Annotated in this window: 16 protein-coding genes, 1 riboswitch and 3 other annotated features; of the genes, 3 read left to right on the top strand and 13 right to left on the bottom strand. The window is 30.9% G+C overall.

Annotated elements, in window-relative coordinates; all coding sequences use genetic code 11:
- Complete coding sequence (locus tag B5S50_RS16020) at positions 1-1536, bottom strand: 2-isopropylmalate synthase (protein ID WP_154104948.1); 1536 nt, start codon at positions 1534-1536, stop codon at positions 1-3.
- Positions 1537-1635: 99 nt separating this feature from the next.
- Positions 1636-1834 (bottom strand) — a binding site (T-box leader).
- A 50-nt stretch (positions 1835-1884) separates the two neighbouring features.
- Positions 1885-2078: a binding site (T-box leader), on the bottom strand.
- 265 nt (positions 2079-2343) lie between these two features.
- On the opposite strand from B5S50_RS16020, the gene B5S50_RS16015 reads away from it, so the two are divergent.
- Complete coding sequence (locus B5S50_RS16015; protein ID WP_065077711.1) at positions 2344-4458, top strand: methyl-accepting chemotaxis protein; 2115 nt, start codon at positions 2344-2346, stop codon at positions 4456-4458.
- A gap of 41 nt (positions 4459-4499) precedes the next feature.
- Here B5S50_RS16015 and cutA read toward each other — a convergent pair whose 3' ends face one another.
- The 10 genes from cutA to B5S50_RS15965 all read right to left on the bottom strand — a co-directional run bounded on the left by cutA (position 4500) and on the right by B5S50_RS15965 (position 17025).
- Positions 4500-4835, bottom strand: coding sequence for a divalent cation tolerance protein CutA (cutA, locus tag B5S50_RS16010; protein ID WP_065077712.1), 336 nt, complete (start codon positions 4833-4835; stop codon positions 4500-4502).
- An 89-nt stretch (positions 4836-4924) separates the two neighbouring features.
- The gene (locus B5S50_RS16005; protein WP_065077713.1) at positions 4925-5794 is read right to left on the bottom strand and encodes a DUF1002 domain-containing protein; all 870 of its coding nucleotides are present in this window, start codon (positions 5792-5794) and stop codon (positions 4925-4927) included.
- Positions 5795-6236: 442 nt separating this feature from the next.
- A complete protein-coding gene (locus B5S50_RS16000; RefSeq protein ID WP_217302321.1) occupies positions 6237-6761 on the bottom strand; it encodes an FmdE family protein in 525 nt (174 codons plus the stop codon).
- A gap of 410 nt (positions 6762-7171) precedes the next feature.
- On the bottom strand, positions 7172-8599 hold the full coding sequence (locus B5S50_RS15995; RefSeq protein WP_217302320.1) for a transglutaminase domain-containing protein: 1428 nt from the start codon (positions 8597-8599) through the stop codon (positions 7172-7174).
- A 21-nt stretch (positions 8600-8620) separates the two neighbouring features.
- Entirely contained in the window at positions 8621-9064 is a 444-nt protein-coding gene (locus B5S50_RS15990) for a GNAT family N-acetyltransferase (protein ID WP_023162949.1), read from the bottom strand.
- A 44-nt stretch (positions 9065-9108) separates the two neighbouring features.
- On the bottom strand, positions 9109-10299 hold the full coding sequence (locus B5S50_RS15985) for a cation:proton antiporter (protein ID WP_217302319.1): 1191 nt from the start codon (positions 10297-10299) through the stop codon (positions 9109-9111).
- Positions 10300-10345: 46 nt separating this feature from the next.
- Positions 10346-10404, bottom strand: a sequence feature (sodium ion sensor (DUF1646 type); this cis-regulatory element may regulate processes involved in with the transportation of sodium ions).
- A 78-nt stretch (positions 10405-10482) separates the two neighbouring features.
- Positions 10483-12186 (bottom strand): methyl-accepting chemotaxis protein, encoded by a 1704-nt coding sequence (locus B5S50_RS15980; protein ID WP_065077145.1) that lies wholly within the window; start codon positions 12184-12186, stop codon positions 10483-10485.
- A 21-nt stretch (positions 12187-12207) separates the two neighbouring features.
- Positions 12208-13218: a galactose ABC transporter substrate-binding protein gene (locus B5S50_RS15975; RefSeq protein ID WP_254306611.1), complete on the bottom strand. Its 1011-nt coding sequence runs from the start codon at positions 13216-13218 to the stop codon at positions 12208-12210.
- 70 nt (positions 13219-13288) lie between these two features.
- A riboswitch (cyclic di-GMP riboswitch) is annotated at positions 13289-13372 on the bottom strand.
- 96 nt (positions 13373-13468) lie between these two features.
- Entirely contained in the window at positions 13469-15310 is a 1842-nt protein-coding gene (locus tag B5S50_RS15970) for an ABC transporter ATP-binding protein (protein WP_065077147.1), read from the bottom strand.
- A gap of 5 nt (positions 15311-15315) precedes the next feature.
- On the bottom strand, positions 15316-17025 hold the full coding sequence (locus tag B5S50_RS15965; protein ID WP_242872087.1) for an ABC transporter ATP-binding protein: 1710 nt from the start codon (positions 17023-17025) through the stop codon (positions 15316-15318).
- A 203-nt stretch (positions 17026-17228) separates the two neighbouring features.
- On the opposite strand from B5S50_RS15965, the gene B5S50_RS15960 reads away from it, so the two are divergent.
- Positions 17229-17615 carry a hypothetical protein gene (locus B5S50_RS15960; protein ID WP_065077149.1) on the top strand — a complete coding sequence of 129 codons (387 nt, stop codon included), beginning with the start codon at positions 17229-17231 and terminating at the stop codon, positions 17613-17615.
- Positions 17616-17677: 62 nt separating this feature from the next.
- Positions 17678-19201 carry a cardiolipin synthase gene (gene cls, locus B5S50_RS15955; RefSeq protein ID WP_023162942.1) on the top strand — a complete coding sequence of 508 codons (1524 nt, stop codon included), beginning with the start codon at positions 17678-17680 and terminating at the stop codon, positions 19199-19201.
- Positions 19202-19209: 8 nt separating this feature from the next.
- Here cls and B5S50_RS15950 read toward each other — a convergent pair whose 3' ends face one another.
- Complete coding sequence (locus B5S50_RS15950) at positions 19210-20571, bottom strand: Na+/H+ antiporter NhaC family protein (protein WP_217302317.1); 1362 nt, start codon at positions 20569-20571, stop codon at positions 19210-19212.
- 180 nt (positions 20572-20751) lie between these two features.
- Positions 20752-20940, bottom strand: coding sequence for a hypothetical protein (locus tag B5S50_RS15945; protein ID WP_013237552.1), 189 nt, complete (start codon positions 20938-20940; stop codon positions 20752-20754).
- Positions 20941-20952: the final 12 nt, after the last annotated feature.

The following is a 20952-nucleotide window of genomic DNA, read 5'->3' as shown; positions in this document are numbered from 1 at the left end:
TTAACATTCTGCAGCTTTCTTTAAAGAATTTTCATAATGAATCTTGTTCATGGCATTTATAAAAGCTTTGCCACTCGCCTCTACTATGTCTGTACTTACTCCTTTTGCTGAAAAAACTTTACCTTCTTTTTCAACCTTTACAGTAGCTTCTCCTAATGCATCTTTTCCATATCCTACAGATTTTATAAAATAGTCATTTAAAGTAACATCAATTCCTATAGCTTTTTCAATGGCTTTAAAAGTAGCATCTACAGGTCCATCTCCACAGGAAGCTTCCTTTATACTTTTGCCATTGTACTCTATTTCTACAGTAGAAGTGGACATTACAGCATTTCCTGTAGAAACCTGATAATATTTTAAATTAAATACTTCTGGTACCTGGAAAATTTCATTTTTTACTAAACTTTCTATATCTTCATCTGATACATGCTTCTTTTTGTCAGCCAAGTCTTTGAATTCTTTGAATATTTCATCTATTTTTTCTTTACTTAAATTTTTATATCCCAATTCTTCAATACGTTCTATAAAAGCATGTCTTCCCGAATGCTTTCCAAGTACTATGAGACTTTTCTTAAGTCCTACAGATTCAGGAGTCATAATTTCATAGGTTTCTCTACAATTTAAAACTCCATGTTGGTGTATACCTGATTCATGAGCAAAAGCATTTGCACCTACTACAGCTTTGTTATTTTGAACCTGCATTCCAGTTATATGGCTTACAAGTTTGCTGGTCCTCGTTATTTCTTCTGTTATAATTCCTGTTTCACAGTTAAAACAATCAGATCTAGTTTTAATTGCCATTACTATTTCCTCAAGTGCTGCATTTCCTGCTCTCTCCCCTAAGCCGTTTACTGCACATTCAACCTGCTGTGCTCCATTTTCAATAGCTGCCAGGGAGTTTGCCACGGCAAGACCTAAATCATTATGACAGTGAACACTTATTATGGCTTTGTTTATATTTGGCACATTATCTTTAATTCCTTTTATTAATGCTCCATATTCACTTGGAGTAGTATACCCTACTGTATCTGGTATATTCACCACATCTGCTCCTGCATCTATAACAGCTTCCACTACTTTATATAAAAATTCAGGTCTTGTTCTTGTAGCATCTTCTGGAGAAAATTCTATGCTAGGGCATAAGCTTCTAGCGTAAGTTACCATTTCAACTGCCTCTTTTAAAACCTCATCAGGTTCCATTTTAAGTTTATATTTCATATGCAAATCCGATGTTGCAATGAAAACATGTATTCTAGGCTTTTTAGAGTATTTAATAGCTTCCCATGCTCTAGATATATCATTCTTTACAGCTCTTGCAAGGCCTACTATAACAGGTCCTTCTATATTTTGTGCAATAGCCTTAACTGCTTCAAAGTCTCCTTCTGAAGCTATTGGAAATCCAGCTTCTATTACATCTACAGATAACTTTTGAAGTTGTTTTGCAATAGTGAGTTTATCATTTATGTTTAAACTGACATTTGGTGTCTGCTCTCCATCCCTAAGTGTAGTATCAAATATATTTATCTTACTCATAATTAAATCCTCCTAAATTTATTTTTATATAACACAAGTTTTTTATTGGCCAGTAAAAAAACTACTATCTGAATATTTAGGGGTATAAAAAAAACAGGCCTCTCTTGGGGCGAGAAGTCTGTTCGCGGTACCACCCAAATTATTACTCAATTCAATAACGGCATTTTGCCGATACAGCTTACTGTAATTTCAGCCTATAACTCAAGGATGAGTTCAATGTACAACATCTATGGGTTTTCACCTTTTACCCACTCTCTTTAAAATATAAATTACATTTACTATTTCCTATCACAGTTTTCTTATTTTCAGTTTTTTATATACCGCAAAATTATAATATAAAAAACAGGCTTCTCTTGGAGCGAGAAGTCTGTCGCGGTACCATCCAAATTTATACTTAATTTAATAACGGCTTTCGCCGGCTCAGCTTACTGTAATTCAGCCTACAACTCCAGGGCGAGTTCAAAATATACTATATGTGGATTTACACCTTACACCACTCTCTTAAAATATAATACAAATCTACTGATCCCTATCTAAGTTTTTATCTAAAAATTATTATGTTGTAAGTATAGTACAATTCATTTTTGTTGTCAACTGTTAATTTTATTTTTATGTTCATTATATTTTTTTAGTATATACAATACATAAAATATAAATTATCTACAAAATTTTACACAAAATTTAGTATTTGCACTAATTTTTTCACTCATACATAACGAATAAATAAAAGTAAAGGAAAATGATGAAGAATGCAGAAGCATAGGATAATTATGTTACTAATTATCCTACAAAATTTGAAAGGAGACACAGATGTTTAAAAAATTAAATTTAGCAGTGAAATTAAGTATTATACTTGGCATAGTAGTACTTTTAGGAATTGTTATTATTGAAGGAGTTACACTTAAAAAAGTTCAACAAAGTTCTTATAACCAAGCCAACGAACAAGCAAAGCAGGTATCAGATGCTTTCGCAAAAGATATACAGGGGGACTTTAAAGTATCACAGGCCACCGTGGAAGGAATAAAAAATACTGTCTTATATTGTAAAAAATCAGGAAGTTTAAGCAGAGAACAGGTAATTGAGATTTTAAAAACTACACTAGAAAAAAATAGCGATATACTAGGATTATACACAGCCTGGGAACCTAATACATTTGATGGGAAAGATAGTTCCTATATAAATAAAGATGGTTATGATGCTACTGGTAGATTTGTTCCCTATCTCGTACGAGAAAATGGAAGTATAAAACTAGAACCTTGCTCAGGTTATAATGACGAAAGTAGTGGAAGTTATTATTTTCTTCCAAAGGAAACGAAAAAAACTTGTTTAATAGAACCATATACATATAAAATAGATGGCAAAAGCACTTTAATTACTTCACTAACAATGCCTATACTTGATGATAGTGGAAATTTTTTAGGAGTGGTAGGAGCAGATATTAAACTCCAAAATCTACAACAAACTGTCAACAAAGCAAAACCTATGGGTGGTTATGCATCAATAGTTACAAATACAGGTAAAATTGTTGCAAATGGTAAAAATCAAGAATTAGTGAATAATAATGTAGTTGATTTGGATAAAAGTGAAAAAGATACTTTGGATAAAATTTCTAATGGTGAAAGTTTCCAAACGCACAAAAAAGCCATAGCAACAGGAACTTTATCACTAAAAGCATACTCTCCAATAGTTTTAAATGGAGTAGCTAACAAATGGGCCTTTGTCTCAATAATTTCAGATAAACAAATGTATGTTGAATATACCCAACTTTTCAGAATAATAATGCTTATGGCTATAATTATTACCCTAGCAGTAATTGCATTAATGTTTATGCTTATTAAAAGAAATATTTATCCTGTAACTGTAGCATGTAATCATCTGGAAGTACTTTCAAATGCTGATTTTACTGAAAAAATGCCAGAAGAGTTTTTACATAAGGAAGATGAAATAGGTATACTTGCAAAATCCATTGATAAAATGCAAGGTTCTATTGGTGAGCTTGTTCTAGGGGTCAAAGATGAGTCCTCAAATGTAGAAGGTGCAGTTATAGATACTGTAAAACATATGGAAGAATTAAATTCAAATATAGAAGATGTTGCTTCAACTACTGAAGAGTTATCAGCAACTATGGAAGAAACAGCAGCATCTACAGAAGAAATGAATGCTACATCAAATGAAATAGAGAAATCAGTGGAAGTTATAGCTAACAAGGCTAAAGAAGGTGCAGTATCAGCTAAAGAAATTGATGATACTGCTAAAAAATTGAAGGCAAACTTTTTAGAATCAGAGAAAAAAAGACTTGAAATTTATGAAGAAACAAGTGAAAAACTTAAAAATGCCTTAGAACAATCAAAATCTGTTGATGAAATTACTGTTCTTTCAAACACTATAATGGAAATAACCGAACAAACTAGTCTTCTAGCTCTTAATGCAGCAATAGAAGCAGCAAGAGCCGGAGAAGCCGGTAAAGGTTTTTCAGTAGTTGCAGATGAAATAGCAAAACTTGCAGATGATTCTTCTAATGCAGTTTCAAAAATTAAACAAATAACAGAAAAAGTAATAGCCTCAGTAAATAATCTTGCACAAAGTGCAAATGGTATGATGGATTATATGACAAATAACGTTAAACTAGATTACCAAACTATGCTCAACGCAACAGATAAGTATAGTTTAGATGCAAATTTTATTAAAAACATGGTTTCAGAATTTGATGATGCATCAAACCAAATTCTTGATTCAATTAAAAATTTATCGGAAATAATAAATGGTGTAACAACTGCTGCAAATGAAGGTGCAAATGGAACTACTACTATTGCTGAGAAAACTAATACAATAGTGGAAAAATCAGAGAAAGCTAAGCATCTTTCAGAATATGCTAAAGAAAGAAATGAAAAGCTTAAAGGATTAGTTTCAAAATTAAAAATATAATATATATTAAAAAGCATGAAGTTACTAGAGCTTCATGCTTTTTAATATTTTACAAAATTCGAAATGGGTATTACGTTTATAACCGGTTCTTCATAAGGATGAACCTTTCTTATAGTGCTTATAGCTTTTTCTACTATTTCACTTTTACAGCAAAACTCTACTTTACATTCCTCTTCTCTACTTACTTCACCCTTTTCTCCTTTAAATGGATTTGCTCCTGAAAGTGGTCTCCAGTACCCTGTAACTTTAGAAACTGACATACAGTTATCATAATTTCCGCCTATAGTCAATGCTCCTATATCATTCAAACTCTCTCGAAGTTTTGTCACATATTCCTCAGGTATAAAAGTTTCCATCTTATAATTTTTATATTCCAAAATTATTCCTCCAATTATATTTAAGTTTAAAGTGGATAATTGAAAGTAAATAATAACTTTCAATTATCCACTCTCAATTCTGAACTATACTAAAATAGATTAGAAAAAAAGTTTTTAACTGCATTAATAATTTTAGCAAAAAATCCCTGAGTCTGTTCGCTAGATAAAGTACCCTTTAACTGATCTGCAACACTACCTAACTGACTTTTTATATCTCCAAAATTCAAATTTAAACCATTTATTTTATTCATAACATTGGTTATTTTATCAATATCTCCAGTACTCAAATTTAAGTTATAGTTATTAGTTACATTTTCAACTATCTTTCTTACCCCAGCTTCAGTTGTAGGCTTATCTTTAACTACTTGTGTTTTTATATCATTCATTACACCCGCAGCTTTGTCTTTTCCTATCTTATCTCCTAACTCTCCTGTAGTAACCAATTCATCATTGGCAGCTTTCTTTTTATTTTCATCAATTTTGCCGCCATTTGCACTATTTTCAAACCCCTTTAAAATTCCAGTAAGAGCTGCTGTTCCAGATACATTAAAAGGAGCTGCTGCCTTAACATTTGCATTTTTTATTCCTGCAGTAATCAGTGCATTTTTTATCATGCTGCTGCTTACCCAATATATGTTATTTGTAGATACATTTAATCCACCACTTGATGTTGGTTCTACATAAGCACAGGATATAGATTTTGTACCTATTTTATCACTGCTTGCAACATCTCCTAAATACTTTTTTTCTTCATCTATATTGACATCTATTACATTAGCATCCTGTTTGGTAACTCCAAAATACTTAAGCATTTCTTGTTTTTGGCTATCTGTTAGATCTCCTCCTAAGGTTACAACTTTATAGGCATCTGCATAAACTCTATTCCCTGAAATAGGTGAAACTACAGTTATAGCCATAAGCACTATCAATAATTTACTAAAAATTGTTTTTAATTTCATGTGTTTAAACTCCTTTTTAATTTAGTTTTATAAATACTCAACTTTCGCACATATAAAATTTTGACTTAATATAAAAAATTACGAAGCAATTTTTTAATTAATAGTTAAGAATGAAGAATTAATAGTTAATGTAGATTTTTTTCCGTTACACTACAAAAAATCTTTAATTAAGTTTTTGAATGCTCGTTTTGCTAAAGCAAAACATTACTAGACACTGACTTATATAAATTTAAAGATTTTTTGCGACAGCTAAAAATCATCCTTCACTATTAATTATTAACTATTAATTATTAACTTGCGAAGCTTTGCTTCACAAAGTTTTTAAACTGCGAAAGTTGAGATAAATATTAATACATATTATAAATATAATATACTATATTTATGAATAAAAGAAGTATAAAATTATAACCAAATATAAAATTTTAATATATTATTAAGATATTTATTCTTTCCTTGAATACTCTTTAAAACAATCTAAACATACCTTTTTTCCATTCATTATTCTAATTCTATGTTCAGCTGTATCTTCTCCACAATTTTCACATACTATGTTATTAAATGACCTAGCCTTTTCCGGCACAGAAAATCCTGGTTTTTTATAATAAAATAATTTTTCACAAGGACAGTTTAGCAAATAATCAATATCTTTTTGTCTGTCCCCACTTCTCGGCCAATTTTTTAATACCACTCTCAGGGCATCACCATTTTTTCTATTAAAAAAACTAAATGCCATTTTACCGCGGTCTCTATAAATTAAGTTTCCCTTTCCCATGGTACACCCTGTTATCACCTGAACCGCATCTACTCCACAGGCATCGTTTTCAGTTATGCACACTATCTCCTCATCTTTTGAAAAAGAAATTCCCATTTTTTCTTTAGCCGCCTCACTGGCTTTATAGCCTATTGCAAGTCCAGGACATAAATGTCCGTGAAATTCAACACATTTTTCCCATAATTTTTTATCCATTTTGTTCCCTCCTGACTAAATCGTTTATATAAATTATACGTCATTTATCCGATGGCTACCAGCCATAATACCCCCATCGCACTCTGTGAAAGCGACTAGCACCAAATCAAAAATTTGGGATATCTGCTTTTCTTATAAAGTGGGGGATATTAGAACTCTTGAGCTTTAGCGATTTAGAGTTCTTATGCTGTGCATAACGGCTGCTACGCCCCTGGATAACGATTTCTCCTAAAGGATAACGCCTTCTAAGTGCTGAAGCACTAAGAATCCTGTTAATAAGTTTCAGATGGAGAAAAAACTCCACCTGAAACCAAGAACTCTGTTTATATAAAACTTTACAATAATATAATTCATTTCAAGTATATGTAACAATTAAGTAATGGGATCAGCGACCCCCTTACTTTCTTTAATTAAGATTTTACTATTGTGAAAACTTCTGCACCTGATATTTCATCTGAATAGTAGGTCAAATTATAGTCTCCATAAATATTATATTTAGTAACTATTTGCTTCAAGTTTTTTGGCACATTGTAATTTGTAGAATTGTAATTTAATATTTTAATACTAAAAGATTGCCTCTGACTAATTACATAATTTTTTAATGCATTGTAAAAGTCATTATAATTATCTACAACCTTTATATCATTGCCATATTTGTCTTTCTCAGTTACACCTAGTTTAGAAAAACTATAGTCAGTACTATTACATTCAGGGTAATCTGATTTATCCCACTCGTGATTTTTGGCAATCTGAGAATCAGTTATATTAAAATAAGAATGTGAAAGAAGCTTGGATCCATCATTTGTAACAGGATCATCCCAGGTAGAGTCCACCTGATAATACTGCCCCTGTATTTTTACTATATTCCAGGCATGGCTTATCCATCCATCTCCATCATTTCCCTGTCCTATTACCATTTTACATTCTATATCAGCAGCTGCAAGAAGCCTGTCCATAGCATCTGCATAACCCTGACAAACTGCTGTTTTATTCACTAAAACTCCATAAGCAGTATAGGAATCATTAGGCATATTTCCTGTAACTGCCCTTTGATCATATTCTGTATTGTTTACCACATAATCATGAAGCGCCAATTCTTTTTCATAGTCTTTCATTTGAGGTGTTGTGACACTGTTTACTACCTGATCGACTTTTTGCTGTATTGCATTTTCCTTAGCTATTAAATTTTGCTTAGTATCGTCATACTTAAAATTTATAGTCATTTTAGTAGAACTGGAACTCTCAACATTACTTCCTGCACTTGAATACCAATCTCTTAAATTTGGATTGTCTTTCAAAATCTTATCTATGACACCCAAATTATAAGTACTTCTATCATAGTTTGTTATGTTTAAAACTAAAGTATCCTTATAATTAGAAAGTGCATCCTTTACAGCATTGTAATACTGAGTATAATTTTGTATTGAAATTTCACCATTGGATCCATTTTGCCCATTTACTGTAAAATTATATTTTACTCCTTCATTTAATTGCTTGCCATCAGTAGATTTTAAGTTATTATCTATTACCAAAACGTATTTTTCGCCAGAAGTGTAGGGATTTTCAGGTGAAACCTGCACAACATCTGATTTTGAACTCACTACATTAACTGCTACTGATTGATTATTGTCCTGCTCATATACTTTAATAGAGTTTTTTGCTGAATTTATATCAATATTTTTATTAAAACTTATTGTCCATGTCTTGTTATTGGCTACATTAGAGGTGGCATCGTTATTCCAAATTTTATAATTTTCTGCAGCATAGCAATCTTTACCCACAAATAGAAATCCACACACCACAGCTACCACAATAAATTTACCTATTTTCTTAAACACAATACCATCTCCCAACAACAATTATTTTTTAATTTCATACATTAGATAATGCGTTTCTTTCATTCCTTTGGACTTATAAGTATCTTTAGCTCTTTCATTTTTCTTTTCTACATATAATCTCAAACTGCACACATTATTGCTGCGTTCAGCAAGATATTTCACATAATCAAACAATTGTGTAAATATTCCTTGTCCTCTATAATCTTTGTTTACATATACACTCTGTATCCACCAATAATCTCCGTTTCTCCAATCACTCCATTCTTTAGTTATCATGATCTGTCCCACTACCATGTCGTCCTTTTCATATACAAAATAAATTCCATTTCCATTGTCTTCTAGTGCAGTTCTTACACCTTTTTTCAATATTTCTTTATCTAATTCCAGATTTTCTGTTTCTTTAGCTAAATTATAATTGTATTTTACTATAGTGTCCAGATCTTTTATATTTCCTCTTCTTATCATTACAACATCTCCTAATATCATAATCAATTCACAATTTGTGAATTTTAAATATCTAGCTTAGACAAAGATTCACTTTTATGAGAAAAAGCCACTTTTAAAAGCACAGGAGTTATAATTGTCGTAAGTATTACAACCATTAAAGTTGGAAGAAATATTTCCTCCGATATAATATTTTTTTGTAATCCTATATTTGCAGTAATTATAGCAACTTCTCCTCTAGAGATCATACCTACTCCAATTTGTAAAGACTCACTTTTACTCATTTTAAGAACTCTAGCCGCACCACCACATCCAATTATTTTTCCAACAACTGCAATAACAAACATAACTAAAGTAATAATTAGTACTTCTAGATTGAGACCCTTTAAATTTGCTTCAATGCCCACACTTGCAAAAAATATAAGTGATAAAAATCCAGAAGAAATTGCTTTGATATTTCTTTCTAAATACTTTTTATGCTCAATAGAAGAAAGTACAAGTCCACATATATATGCTCCTGTAATAGCCGCTATTCCAAGATACTCTGCAACACATGCTATTAAAAGTGCAAATGCTAGTGAAAAAGTAAGCATCTCTTTACCTGGCTTTACATCCCTGGTAAATTTATTTATATACTTAGGTAAATACACTATACCCAATATAGAAAATCCACAAAATAAAATTATTTTTACAAACACAAAAACAAGTGACATCATCCCGGAAGCTGAGGCTCCAGAGCCAGAGCTTTGGGCTACTGCAAGTACTATAGATATGAGAATAAGCCCTAAAACATCATCTATTACAGCAGCTCCCAAAATATTTATACCAGCTCTTGTATTTAGCTTACCAAGTTCCTTAAGAGTTTCCACACTAATACTTACACTAGTGGCCGTTAAAATAACTCCAACAAATACATTTTCTAGGAAATTATTAAAAAATATATATGCACTTAAAGTTCCTAAAACAAGAGGTAAAATAATACCACACATGGCAATGATAAAAGAAGATAATCCTGCTTTTTTAAATTCTTCAATATTAGTCTCAAGACCTGCAAGAAACATGAGCATAATTACTCCTAAGTTTGAGAGAAGTTTTATATTATCATCATACTGAACAACATTTAAAATAACAGGACCAAGTATTACACCTGCAATAAGTGCCCCTAAAACCTCCGGCATCTTCAACTTTCTACTAATGATTCCGCCTATCTTTGTACATATAAGAATTAATACTATATCTAATAAAGTTTTTTCCATTATATCCTCCTTATTTTAGCTTAAAAAAGTAGAAAGCCCCCTAAAGGACTTTCCACCCCAAAAGTCATATTATCATCTTGAAAACAAATAAATATTTGTCCAACCGAAATACAAATTATTTTTAATTTTAATATGGACATAATATCACAATTATGTCAATTATTCAACATATAAATTGTTTCACTAAATTTTAAATTTATTTACAGCTCGTTTAAGCTGTTCAGATAAATTGGCTAAATTCTGACTAGAAGAAGTTATTTCCTCCATAGATGCATATAATTCTTCAGTTTCTCCAGATACTGTTTGACTTTGAGATGCAGTGTCCTTTGATATCTTATCAATTGCCCCTACATTTAAAACAATTTGTTCACTACCTTCTGCAAGCTGCTGCAAAGTTTCCGAAGTACTCTGAATTTGCAAAGAAACATCATTTACAAGCTTTAATATTTCATTAAATGAATTTCCCGCATTGTTCACTACTTTCATCCCATCATTTACATTGTCCATACTGCTTTTCATAGAAACAGTAGCTCCTTGAATATTTTCTTTAACTTGCTGAATAAGTTTTGCAATTTTATCTGCAGATTCACCTGATTCCTCTGCAAGTTCACGTACTTCTTCTGCTACAACTGAAAATCCTTTTCCCTGTTCTCCAGCACGCGCAGCCTCGATAGATGCATTTAAAGCCAATAAATTAGTTTGATCTGCAATATCTGAAATAGTATTTACAATTTCTCCAATAGCCATAGAATCACAATTAAGCTTTTCCACTGAATCTTTTACTATTTCCGTTGAATTTTTAATAGATTCCATCTGGCTAACAGCCTGCAATATAACATCACTGCCTTTTTTAGCTGCCGAAGATGCATTACTTGCAGCATTTGCTACTTCCTGAGAATTAGCTGCCACTTCCTGAGAACTTGCGGAAATTTGCTCAACTACTGCAGATGCTTCTCCTGAAGATTTAGATTGATTTTCAGCTCCTTCAGCCACCTTGTTAATGGCATCATTCACATGTCCTACAGTATCATTTAACTGATGGGCGTTATTATAAAGTTCTTCTGAAGATTCAGTTACCTCATTAGAAACATTTAGGACCAGTCTTACAATATTTTTTAAATTTTGTGCCATTATATTAATTGAAGTAGCCAGTTCTCCTATTTCGTCCTTTTCTTCTATTTTTATAGGTTCAACTACCAAATTTCCATCAGCTATCTGTCCCAGGGAATCTACACACTTATCAAGTCTTACTACAATTTTATTAGAAATTTTCATTGCTGCAAAAATGCTAGCTGCAATACTTATTAAAAATATAATACCCATAATCCATTTTGCTCTAGATCCTGCATTTCTAGTCTGTGCCCATGCATTACTTGTAATTTCATTTATCATATTACTAAGTTTAGTATACACATATTTATAATCATCCATATATACTTTTCCATCTTGTAGTCTATCCCTTGCTATTTGAATTTTTCCCGACTTAACTAAGTTTATTTGATCTTTAAAATAGTTATCTATTACCTGAATATTTGGTATAACTTCATTTTTTATAGTAATAGCTAAATTATCATCTACGTAATAATAATTTTTTATATTTTCTATATCCTTTTGAATATTTTCTTCACTTAAATTATAGGACTCTAAAAATCTGTTATCTCCATCGCTTGCAATATAACCTCTGACTCCTGACTCTTCATTTATCAGTTCACTGCTAATTTGGGACATAATATTGCCTATTGGAATAACATCTTTTGAAACCCTGTCTGTAGATTTTTCAATACGGTTAAAATTATAAAAGGCGCCTATTGTAGCAAAAAACATCATTATCAAAATAATACTAAATCCTGCGAAAATTTTAGTTTTAACTTTTACATCCTTTATCACAATACTCTCCCCCAATTAATCCTATTTTGCATCCTGCACATTTTCTTTTGTAATCATTTTGTAATCAATCCAGATGTATTTTCCATCTGTAATCTTATACTTAAAATTACTTTCATCAGGAGTTTTCCCCTTGGAAAGCATATATGATAAATCAAAAACAGCATCACCCTGTTTTGCAGCATCGTTTAAAACAGTCCCGAGAAGGGTGCCATCTTCAACAGCTTTAACTGCCGGTGCCGTAGCATCTACACCTACTACAGGTACATATTTTCCTCCATTAAAATATCCAGCTGCTTTTAGGGCATCAACAGCTCCAAGGGCCATGTCATCATTGTTTGCTATTACACAGTCAAAATTTGGGCCATATGACGAAATAAACGAGGTCATTTTTTCCTGAGCCTTTGTACGATCCCACATGGCAGTATCTTCTGCCACCTTTTGCACCTTAAAGCCTGAATCTTCAAGAGCTTTTATAGAATATTGTGTTCTCTCTTCAGCATCTTGATTTCCCGTTTCCCCTTTTAGCATAATATATCTAATAGTGCCATCTTGAGTAGGATGGTCTTTAAAATAATTTGTAAGCATCTGCCCCTGTATTGTTCCGGATTGCTCCGCTTTAGCACCTACATAGTAAACTTTATTCCATTTTTCCATGTCTTCTTTTTTAGGTTGACGATTTACAAATACTGCAGATATATTTGCTTTTTTACATTTTTCAATAATCTGTCCTGCAGCATTAACATCCACTGGATTTATATCAAGCACATTTACTTTTCTATTTATAAAGAGATTTATCTTGTCATTTTCAACTGTTTGAATATTATCTCCACTCCAAATATCAACTCTAGCTTTTCCATTAGATACCTTATAAATCTCATTCTTAAGTTCAGTTATCCATGTGTTATTAAATTCATAGGCAACAAAACCAATTACAGGTTCATTTTCATTTGAAGATAAAGAATTTGAACAGCCTGTCCCTAAAATAATAGCTAATAAACCAATAACAGCAATTGATTTCATACATTTCTTCACAATCAAAACCCCCTAAAAATATCTAAATTTTCCCCTTATATGCAACCTGCCAATAATCGATTAAAATTAATCGATTATTGGCAGGTTGCACCACTAACTCCAAACTCTCCAGGTGCCCAATTATAGAGAATTTTTCATTGTTTCCAACTTTTAAAAACATACTAAATTATTATCTAATTTTACTGCTAAAATTGAAAATAATCAATAAAATAGAGCCAAAAGTGCAAAATTTACACTTTTGGCTCTATTTTTATAGTGGCTCTTTTCTGTAAAATTGATTATGATACATATTGTAGTACATACTCTTCTTTTTAATTAAATCTCTATGACTTCCTTTCTCTACTATTTCTCCATTATCTATTACCATTATGACGTCTGAATTTTTAATAGTGCTTAATCTATGGGCAATAATAAAACTAGTTCTTCCCCTCATAAGTTTATTCATGGCATCCTCTATCTTAAGTTCTGTTAGTGTATCCACATTACTAGTAGCTTCGTCTAAAACAAGTATTGCTGGATTTGAAAGTATTGCCCTTGATATAGCTATAAGCTGCCTTTCACCTTGGCTTAAGTTATTTCCTCCTTCATGAATTAAAGTATTGTATTTTTGCGGGAGTCTTTCAATAAATGCTTCTGCATTAGCAAACTTAACTGCCTGCTTAATTTCAGTAAAATCTGCATCTAATTTACCATACCTAATATTTTCAAGTATTGTCCCTGCAAAAAGATACGTATCCTGAAGAACTATACCAAAACATTTTCTAAGACTATCTCTCTTATAATTTCTTATATCCTCTCCATCAATTAAAATTTTACCATCCGATACATCATAAAATCTGGTGACCAAATTCACAATAGTTGTTTTACCAGCTCCTGTAGGTCCAACAAGGGCGACTTTTGTACCAGGATTTATATCAAAACTTATGTTTTTTAGTATTTTAACATCTTTTCTATAGCAAAAGCTTACATTTTCAAAAGTAACCTGCCCTTTTACATGATCAAATACTTTTGCATGAGAAATATCTTCCAACTCCTCTTTTTCATCCAGCACTTCAAATACTCTTTCTGCACCTGCTGCTGCTGATTGAAGTGTATTAAATATACTAGCTATATCATTTAATGGTCTTGCAAATTGCCTTGAATAACTTAAAAAACTAGCTATAATTCCCACTGTTATAATATTTTTTAAAGCTAAAATCCCACCTACACCTGCTACAGCTGCAAAACCTATATTGTTTATTACATTCATAATTGGCATTAAAAATCCTGACCAAACTTGAGCTTTTAATCCTACTTCACATAGGGAATAATTTATTTTATTAAACTCCTCTACACTCTTTTCGCCATGATTAAAAGCTTTTACTACTTGAAACCCGGATATTGTTTCTTCTATATGTCCATTAAGTTTTCCAAGTTCTATTTGTTGGTTTTTAAACAGCGGATTTGTTTTTTTTGCTATACTTTTAGTTAATAAAAAGACCATAGGCACTGTAATTAAAGTCACAACAGTAAGAAACGGACTTAATATAAGCATCATTACAAACGATCCTAAAACTGTTATTACACCTGACATAAGCTGAACAGTAGATTGTGATATAGTACTACTTACGTTTTCTACATCATTTGTAAGTCTACTCATAATTTCTCCATGAGTATTCATATCAAAAAAAGATAGTGGAAGATTTTGAAGTTTACCAAATAAGTTTTTTCTAAGACCCATTATTATCCGCTGGGCTACCCCTGACATAATCCATCCCTGAAAAAAAGTTAAAATAGCATCCACTACATAAGTTAATAAAAGCAACATAATTATTACCCAAAGCATATGAAAGTTTACTTTTCCATAGGATTCTGACATGGCATCAATAGCTTTTCCTATAAGATAAGGTCCTATAAGTCCTACTAGAGAATCTATTATTACAGATATGAGTATTATAACTAACAATTTTCTTTCACTTCCAAAATATTTCCACAGTCTTAGAAGCGTTTTTCTTAAATTTTTTGGTTTTTCTACAGGTCCAAGTCTTCTTCCCCTTCCTCTCTTTCTAGACCCTAAAGGCACTGATATGTTATTTCTATCATACTTTCCCATATCCTCTATATGTTCTCCTTTCCAAACTGAGATATGAATATATCTTCATAAGTTTTACAGGTTTTCACAAGTTCATCGTGTTTTCCAATACCTACTAACTTTCCATCATCAATTACAAGTATTTTATCTGCCCATATTATAGAAGATATTTTCTGTGAAATTATGATACACGTTAAATTTATTAAATTTTTTCTCAAATTTTCTTTTATCTTAGCTTCTGTAACTGCATCTAATGCACTTGTACAGTCATCAAATATAAGTACTTCAGGCCTTTTAATAAGTGCACGTGCTATGGAAATTCTCTGTTTTTGACCACCTGAAAAATTAATTCCTTCTTGTCCAATTTTAGTATCATATTTTTCAGGAAATCTATCTATAAATTCATTAATTTCTGCAATTTCACAAACTTTTTTTACTTCTTCTAGAGAAGCATTTTCTTTACCCCATCTTATATTCTCCAAAACAGTTCCAGTAAACAATGTTGTTTTTTGAGGCACTAACGCTATTTTATCCATCAAAGCTTTTTCATCTACATTCTGTACATTCACTCCATCAATTTTTATCGTTCCAGAAGTTACATTATAAAATCTAGGTATTAAATTCACCAAACTGCTTTTACCTGAACCTGTAGGTCCGACAATACCAATTGTTTCTCCTGGCATACAGGTAAAACTAATATTATTTATAACTTGATGTCCATCTGAATAGGAAAAGCATACATTATCAAAATCTATTCTTCCTTTTTCCGTAAAATTTATAGAGGCTCCATTAAATTCCATGTCATCCTCTTCATCCAATACTTCAAAAATCCTAACTGCTGAAGCTTTAGATCTAGCAAATACATTGAATACAACAGATATCATCATAATAGAAAAAAGTATTTGTGTCATATAATTAGTAAAAGCAATTATTTTTCCTACCTGAATGTCTCCTGTCTCTACATACTTTCCACCAATCCACAAAACACATATTATTCCTATATTTATAATCAAATTTCTTCCTGGAGAAAATAAGGACATGATACGCATTGCAGTCGTAGTTAATTTTCCTAAATTTTCATTTGCAATTTTAAATTTTTCACTTTCATAATTAAATCTATTAAATGCCTTTACCACCCTTACTCCGGATAAATATTCCCTCATAACAGAATTTATTTTATCAAGTGATACTTGAACCTTCATAAAATAGGGATATCCTATTTTCATATTTAACAATATAAGTAAAACTATAATTGGTATTATAATAAACAAAATGACTGCTAAATGTAAATTCAGTTTGGACGCCATAATAATACTTCCAACACAAACAATAGGAGCCTTTACAAATATCCTCATAAGTCCATTTACAAAATTTTGAACTTGAGTTACATCATTGGTAAGACGTGTTATAAGTGAACTGCTTTTAAATTTATCAATACTATTAAAGGAAAAGCTTTGAATTTTTTTAAATAAATCTTCCCTCAAATCCCTACTAAATTTTTGAGATACACTTCCAGATAATATATTACGTCCTGATGCACCTAAAGCACCTAATCCAGTAATTATCAGCATTATAAATCCATGTTTAACTATATAATTCATATTCTTATTTGCTACACCTATATCTACTATTTTTGACATTATAGTAGGCTGCATCAAATCACACATTGCTTCCACAGCAAGACAAAATATAGCAAGACAAAAACCTTTCCAGTATTTATGTATATATTTTTTCATATATTTCAATGGACACACTCCCAAAATTTTATCTTATTCATTGATAATATTACTTTTTAATTGTAATTTCAATTATGAACATAAGATTAATTAAGCTTCTTGTCTAATGCAAAAATACTAATTATACTGTATAATTATCTAGAAGTTAAATAGAATATTATGTAAACCTATGAATATCAATCTAATTTAAAGAGGCGATTACTTTGAGAAATTTTTTAAATAAACTTTCCTATTATTTTAGAGGAAGTTATGGCATTGATAAACTTTCTACTCACCTTTACATTGGCGGAATTGTTCTATCTTTATTTAGACGTACAGCTACACTAGGATTTGTATTTTTCATATACAGTACCTGGAGGTGCCTTTCAAGGAATAAATACAGAAGATACAAGGAACTTGAGGCTTATGAAAATTTCATCTCACCTATAGCTGAAAGATTTAGTGGATTTACCTATTCTATGAACAATCATAAACAGTATAAAATATTTAAGTGTCCAAACTGCTCCCAAAAATTAAGAGTTCCTAGACACAAAGGAAAGATAACCATAACATGTAAAAATTGTGGTACTTCTTTTAAAAGGAAATCTTAATCTTTTTCATTAACATAGTTTATGATAAAATAGAATAAAAACTTGAAAAGTAGGTGCTGCTATTGGGTGAAAGAAGAATATTTGTGGCAGTTTTTAAATTTGTAATTTTAATATTTTGGACAATGTTTCAATTTGTAGCTATTGCACTAGTTTTCAATTCATTTAATATATCCTTAATATATTACTTTGTCTTTTTTGAAATCATAAGTGTCATTTTCGTAATTCATTTAAACTATAAGGATAAAAATACTTCTTATAAAATAAGCTGGATAGTTTTAATTCTTCTCATTCCAGTAGTGGGAGCACTTATTTATATTTTTTCCATGATTGGAATAAAACGTAACTTTAATAAGATAAACAAAATAGAATTGGATAAAGACGTATTTCCAAAAGAAGACCAAGATATGCTTTCTTCTTTTAAAAATGAAAATAAAATGAGATACAATGAAACAAGACTTATAAAAAATATTAGTGACTATGGATGCTATATAAATACAAAAGTTGATTACTTCTCGTCAGGGGAAGACATGTATAAAAAACTTTTAGAAGAATTGAAAAATGCCAAGAAGTTTATTTTTTTAGAGTACTTCATAATCTCAAAAAGTAAAATGTGGGATGAAATTTTTGAGATTTTAAAAGAAAAAGCCAATAATGGTGTAGAAGTAAGAGTACTAGTAGACTATGTTGGTTCTCTTGTTGTTTTACCAAAAAATTTTAAAAGGTCTCTTAAAGTCAATAATATAAAATTAAAAATATTTAATCCATTTAAAATAATTTTAAATTTTATGCTAAATTACAGAGATCACAGAAAGATAACTGTAATTGATGGAACTGTTGCTTTTACTGGTGGAATTAATATAGGCGATGAGTATATAAATGAATATAAAAAATATGGTTACTGGAAAGACATGGCTGTATGCTTAAAAGGAGAAGCAGTTTATAGTTTTACAATTATGTTCTTAAGAATGTGGCAATCAATATCAAAAAAGAAAGAGGACTTTTCAAAATATAAGACTTCATTCAAACTAGAAAAAAGTCAGGGTATTGTAATGCCTTATAACAGTGGACCCATAAAACCTGATGGCGCAGCAGAATACGTGTATTTAAACATTATAAACAGTGCTAAAAATTACATTTATATTACTACCCCCTACTTGGTAATAGGATATGAAATGACACTGGCACTTTGCCTCGCAGCAAAAAGGGGAGTAGATGTGAGAATAATAACCCCTTTTATTCCAGATAAAAAAATCGTACAGATTCTCACTAGATCTCATTATGACAACTTATTAGATTCAGGAGTAAAAATATACGAATATACACCAGGATTTATCCATGGAAAAACTTTTGTATCTGATGGGGAATGTGCAGTAGTTGGAACTATAAACTTAGATTACAGAAGTTTATATTTGCATTTTGAATGTGCAACCTACCTGTACAATGTCCCCATAATAGATAATATTTACAAAGATTTTTTAAGAACTATAGAAGTATCAAAAAAGATAAACAAAGATGTATGGGAAAAAAGAAGTCTTTCAAAAAAAATTGTAGAATCAATTTTAAGAATGTTTGCTCCATTAGTATAATAATTACATTATCCTGCTTTTTTGACTTTGCAAATGCAAGCTGCAAGTATGGTAACTATAGGTAGTGTATAACACAGCAAAGCATAGGGTGCATACTTAATGGTAGAAATACCTGTAACTGCTAAAATTAATAAGGAATTCACATTCCATGGAACTAATGGAGCAATAACAGTTCCAGTATCAGATATTGTTCTAGCTAATATCTTATTTTCCACACCTAATTCCTCGTACTTGTGTCTCAAAAGTTGTCCTGGTAATATTATGCCAACAGTTTGATCACAAGCTATTGTGGACATTCCGCTTATAGCACAAGTCTTTATAACCAATTCTTCCTTTGATTTTATAGTTGAAATTACTTTATCCACTATAGGTTTTATAAGTCCTGTTCCTTGAAAAATACTATTTAACGAAATAGCTCCTGCCATTATAAGTAAAACCTCAACCATAGAAGTTATTCCACCACCAGTTAATACCTTATTCAAATACTCATATTTCGTATTTCCCACATAACCCGTAGTTATTTCCATGACAACACCCCAAATGCTAGTCTTTTGTACTGTCATAGATAAAATCACACTGGCCACTAATCCAAGTGAAAGTGAGTTAACTATTTTTACACCTAAAAAAGACACTATAAAAATTACTGCAGGTATTAGTAAAAAAAGTGGTGAAATTACAAAACTCTTTTTAATGGCGGTAGTATATCTATTTATATTTGAAGAATTAGAACCCAAACTATACCTTTGTCCAATGTAAAAATATACAGAACCAGCTATCAAATATGCAGGAAATAATATCTTAACCATAGATGACAACATATTTTTATAGGATGTTTTTACAGTGGTTAATGTAAGATTTACAAGTCCTGAAATTGGAGACATTTTATCTGCTAAAAATGCACCTGAAACAATTACTCCTAAAATAATATAATCTGGAATTCCAAAAGCCTTTGCCAACCCTAAGCTTGCAATTCCAATAGTACTTATAGTTGCAAAAGCAGACCCTATAAACACTGCTACAGCAGACGTAAGTATAAAAATCGTAAATAAAATATTCATGTGCTGCATATATTTGAAGCCATAGTACATTATTGTAGGTATAACTCCAGATGAAAACCATACAGGGATTAAAGCCCCTATCAATAAAATTAAAGTAAGCAATTGTCTACAGTCAAGAAGGCTATTGTTTACCATAACTAATAGCTCCGTAATACTAAACCCACTTTTTACAAAAACACAGGTTGAAAAAATTATACTTATAGTAAATGCGTAAAATAATGATGCCTTAAAAACTATAGAGCTGAGTATGGCCATAAATGTAAAAATTAAAACGATGTACCTATGCCTTTCCTTGATGTTCTTATTGCACATAATACGCCTCCAAAACAATTAATAATTATCTTAACTTGCAAAGTTTTTAAACTGTGAAAGTTGAGCAAATATTTAAAAAACTCCCACATTTTATATTATATTATCTTTGTTAAAAAAGTCTAGTAATTTTTATAAAAAATAGAAGGTCATAATAACCTTCTATGAGATAATTCTATATAGTTATCTTTCAAATTTATTAAGCAGTCTTTCTAGTTCCCGTGCTTGCAGGGCAGATTCTTCTGCAAATTTTTTAAACACCTGATTTATTTCTTTATTCTCTATCTTACCAGAATACTCCTGGTAATCTCTAACGCTCTCCTGCTCATCAAGAAGTTTTTGCTTTATCATATCTTCAACTGTTAATTTCATCCTTATCTCTCC

Source organism: Clostridium sp. 001, from assembly GCF_019056555.1.
Lineage (GTDB): Bacteria > Bacillota > Clostridia > Clostridiales > Clostridiaceae > Clostridium_B > Clostridium_B ragsdalei.
The sequence above is the reverse complement of the archived record's forward strand: the minus strand, read 5'-3'. Positions and strand labels throughout refer to the sequence as shown.

Excerpts from the sequence above, each read along its gene's own strand:
- B5S50_RS16015 (WP_065077711.1), top strand. The coding sequence starts at position 2,344 with ATGTTTAAAAAATTAAATTTAGCAGTGAAATTAAGTATTATACTTGGC.
- B5S50_RS16005 (WP_065077713.1), bottom strand. The coding sequence starts at position 5,794 with ATGAAATTAAAAACAATTTTTAGTAAATTATTGATAGTGCTTATGGCT.
- B5S50_RS16000 (WP_217302321.1), bottom strand. The coding sequence starts at position 6,761 with ATGGATAAAAAATTATGGGAAAAATGTGTTGAATTTCACGGACATTTA.
- B5S50_RS15990 (WP_023162949.1), bottom strand. The coding sequence starts at position 9,064 with ATGATAAGAAGAGGAAATATAAAAGATCTGGACACTATAGTAAAATAC.
- B5S50_RS15985 (WP_217302319.1), bottom strand. The coding sequence starts at position 10,299 with ATGGAAAAAACTTTATTAGATATAGTATTAATTCTTATATGTACAAAG.
- B5S50_RS15970 (WP_065077147.1), bottom strand. The coding sequence starts at position 15,310 with ATGGGAAAGTATGATAGAAATAACATATCAGTGCCTTTAGGGTCTAGA.
- B5S50_RS15965 (WP_242872087.1), bottom strand. The coding sequence starts at position 17,025 with ATGAAAAAATATATACATAAATACTGGAAAGGTTTTTGTCTTGCTATA.
- B5S50_RS15950 (WP_217302317.1), bottom strand. The coding sequence starts at position 20,571 with ATGTGCAATAAGAACATCAAGGAAAGGCATAGGTACATCGTTTTAATT.
- B5S50_RS15945 (WP_013237552.1), bottom strand. The coding sequence starts at position 20,940 with ATGAAATTAACAGTTGAAGATATGATAAAGCAAAAACTTCTTGATGAG.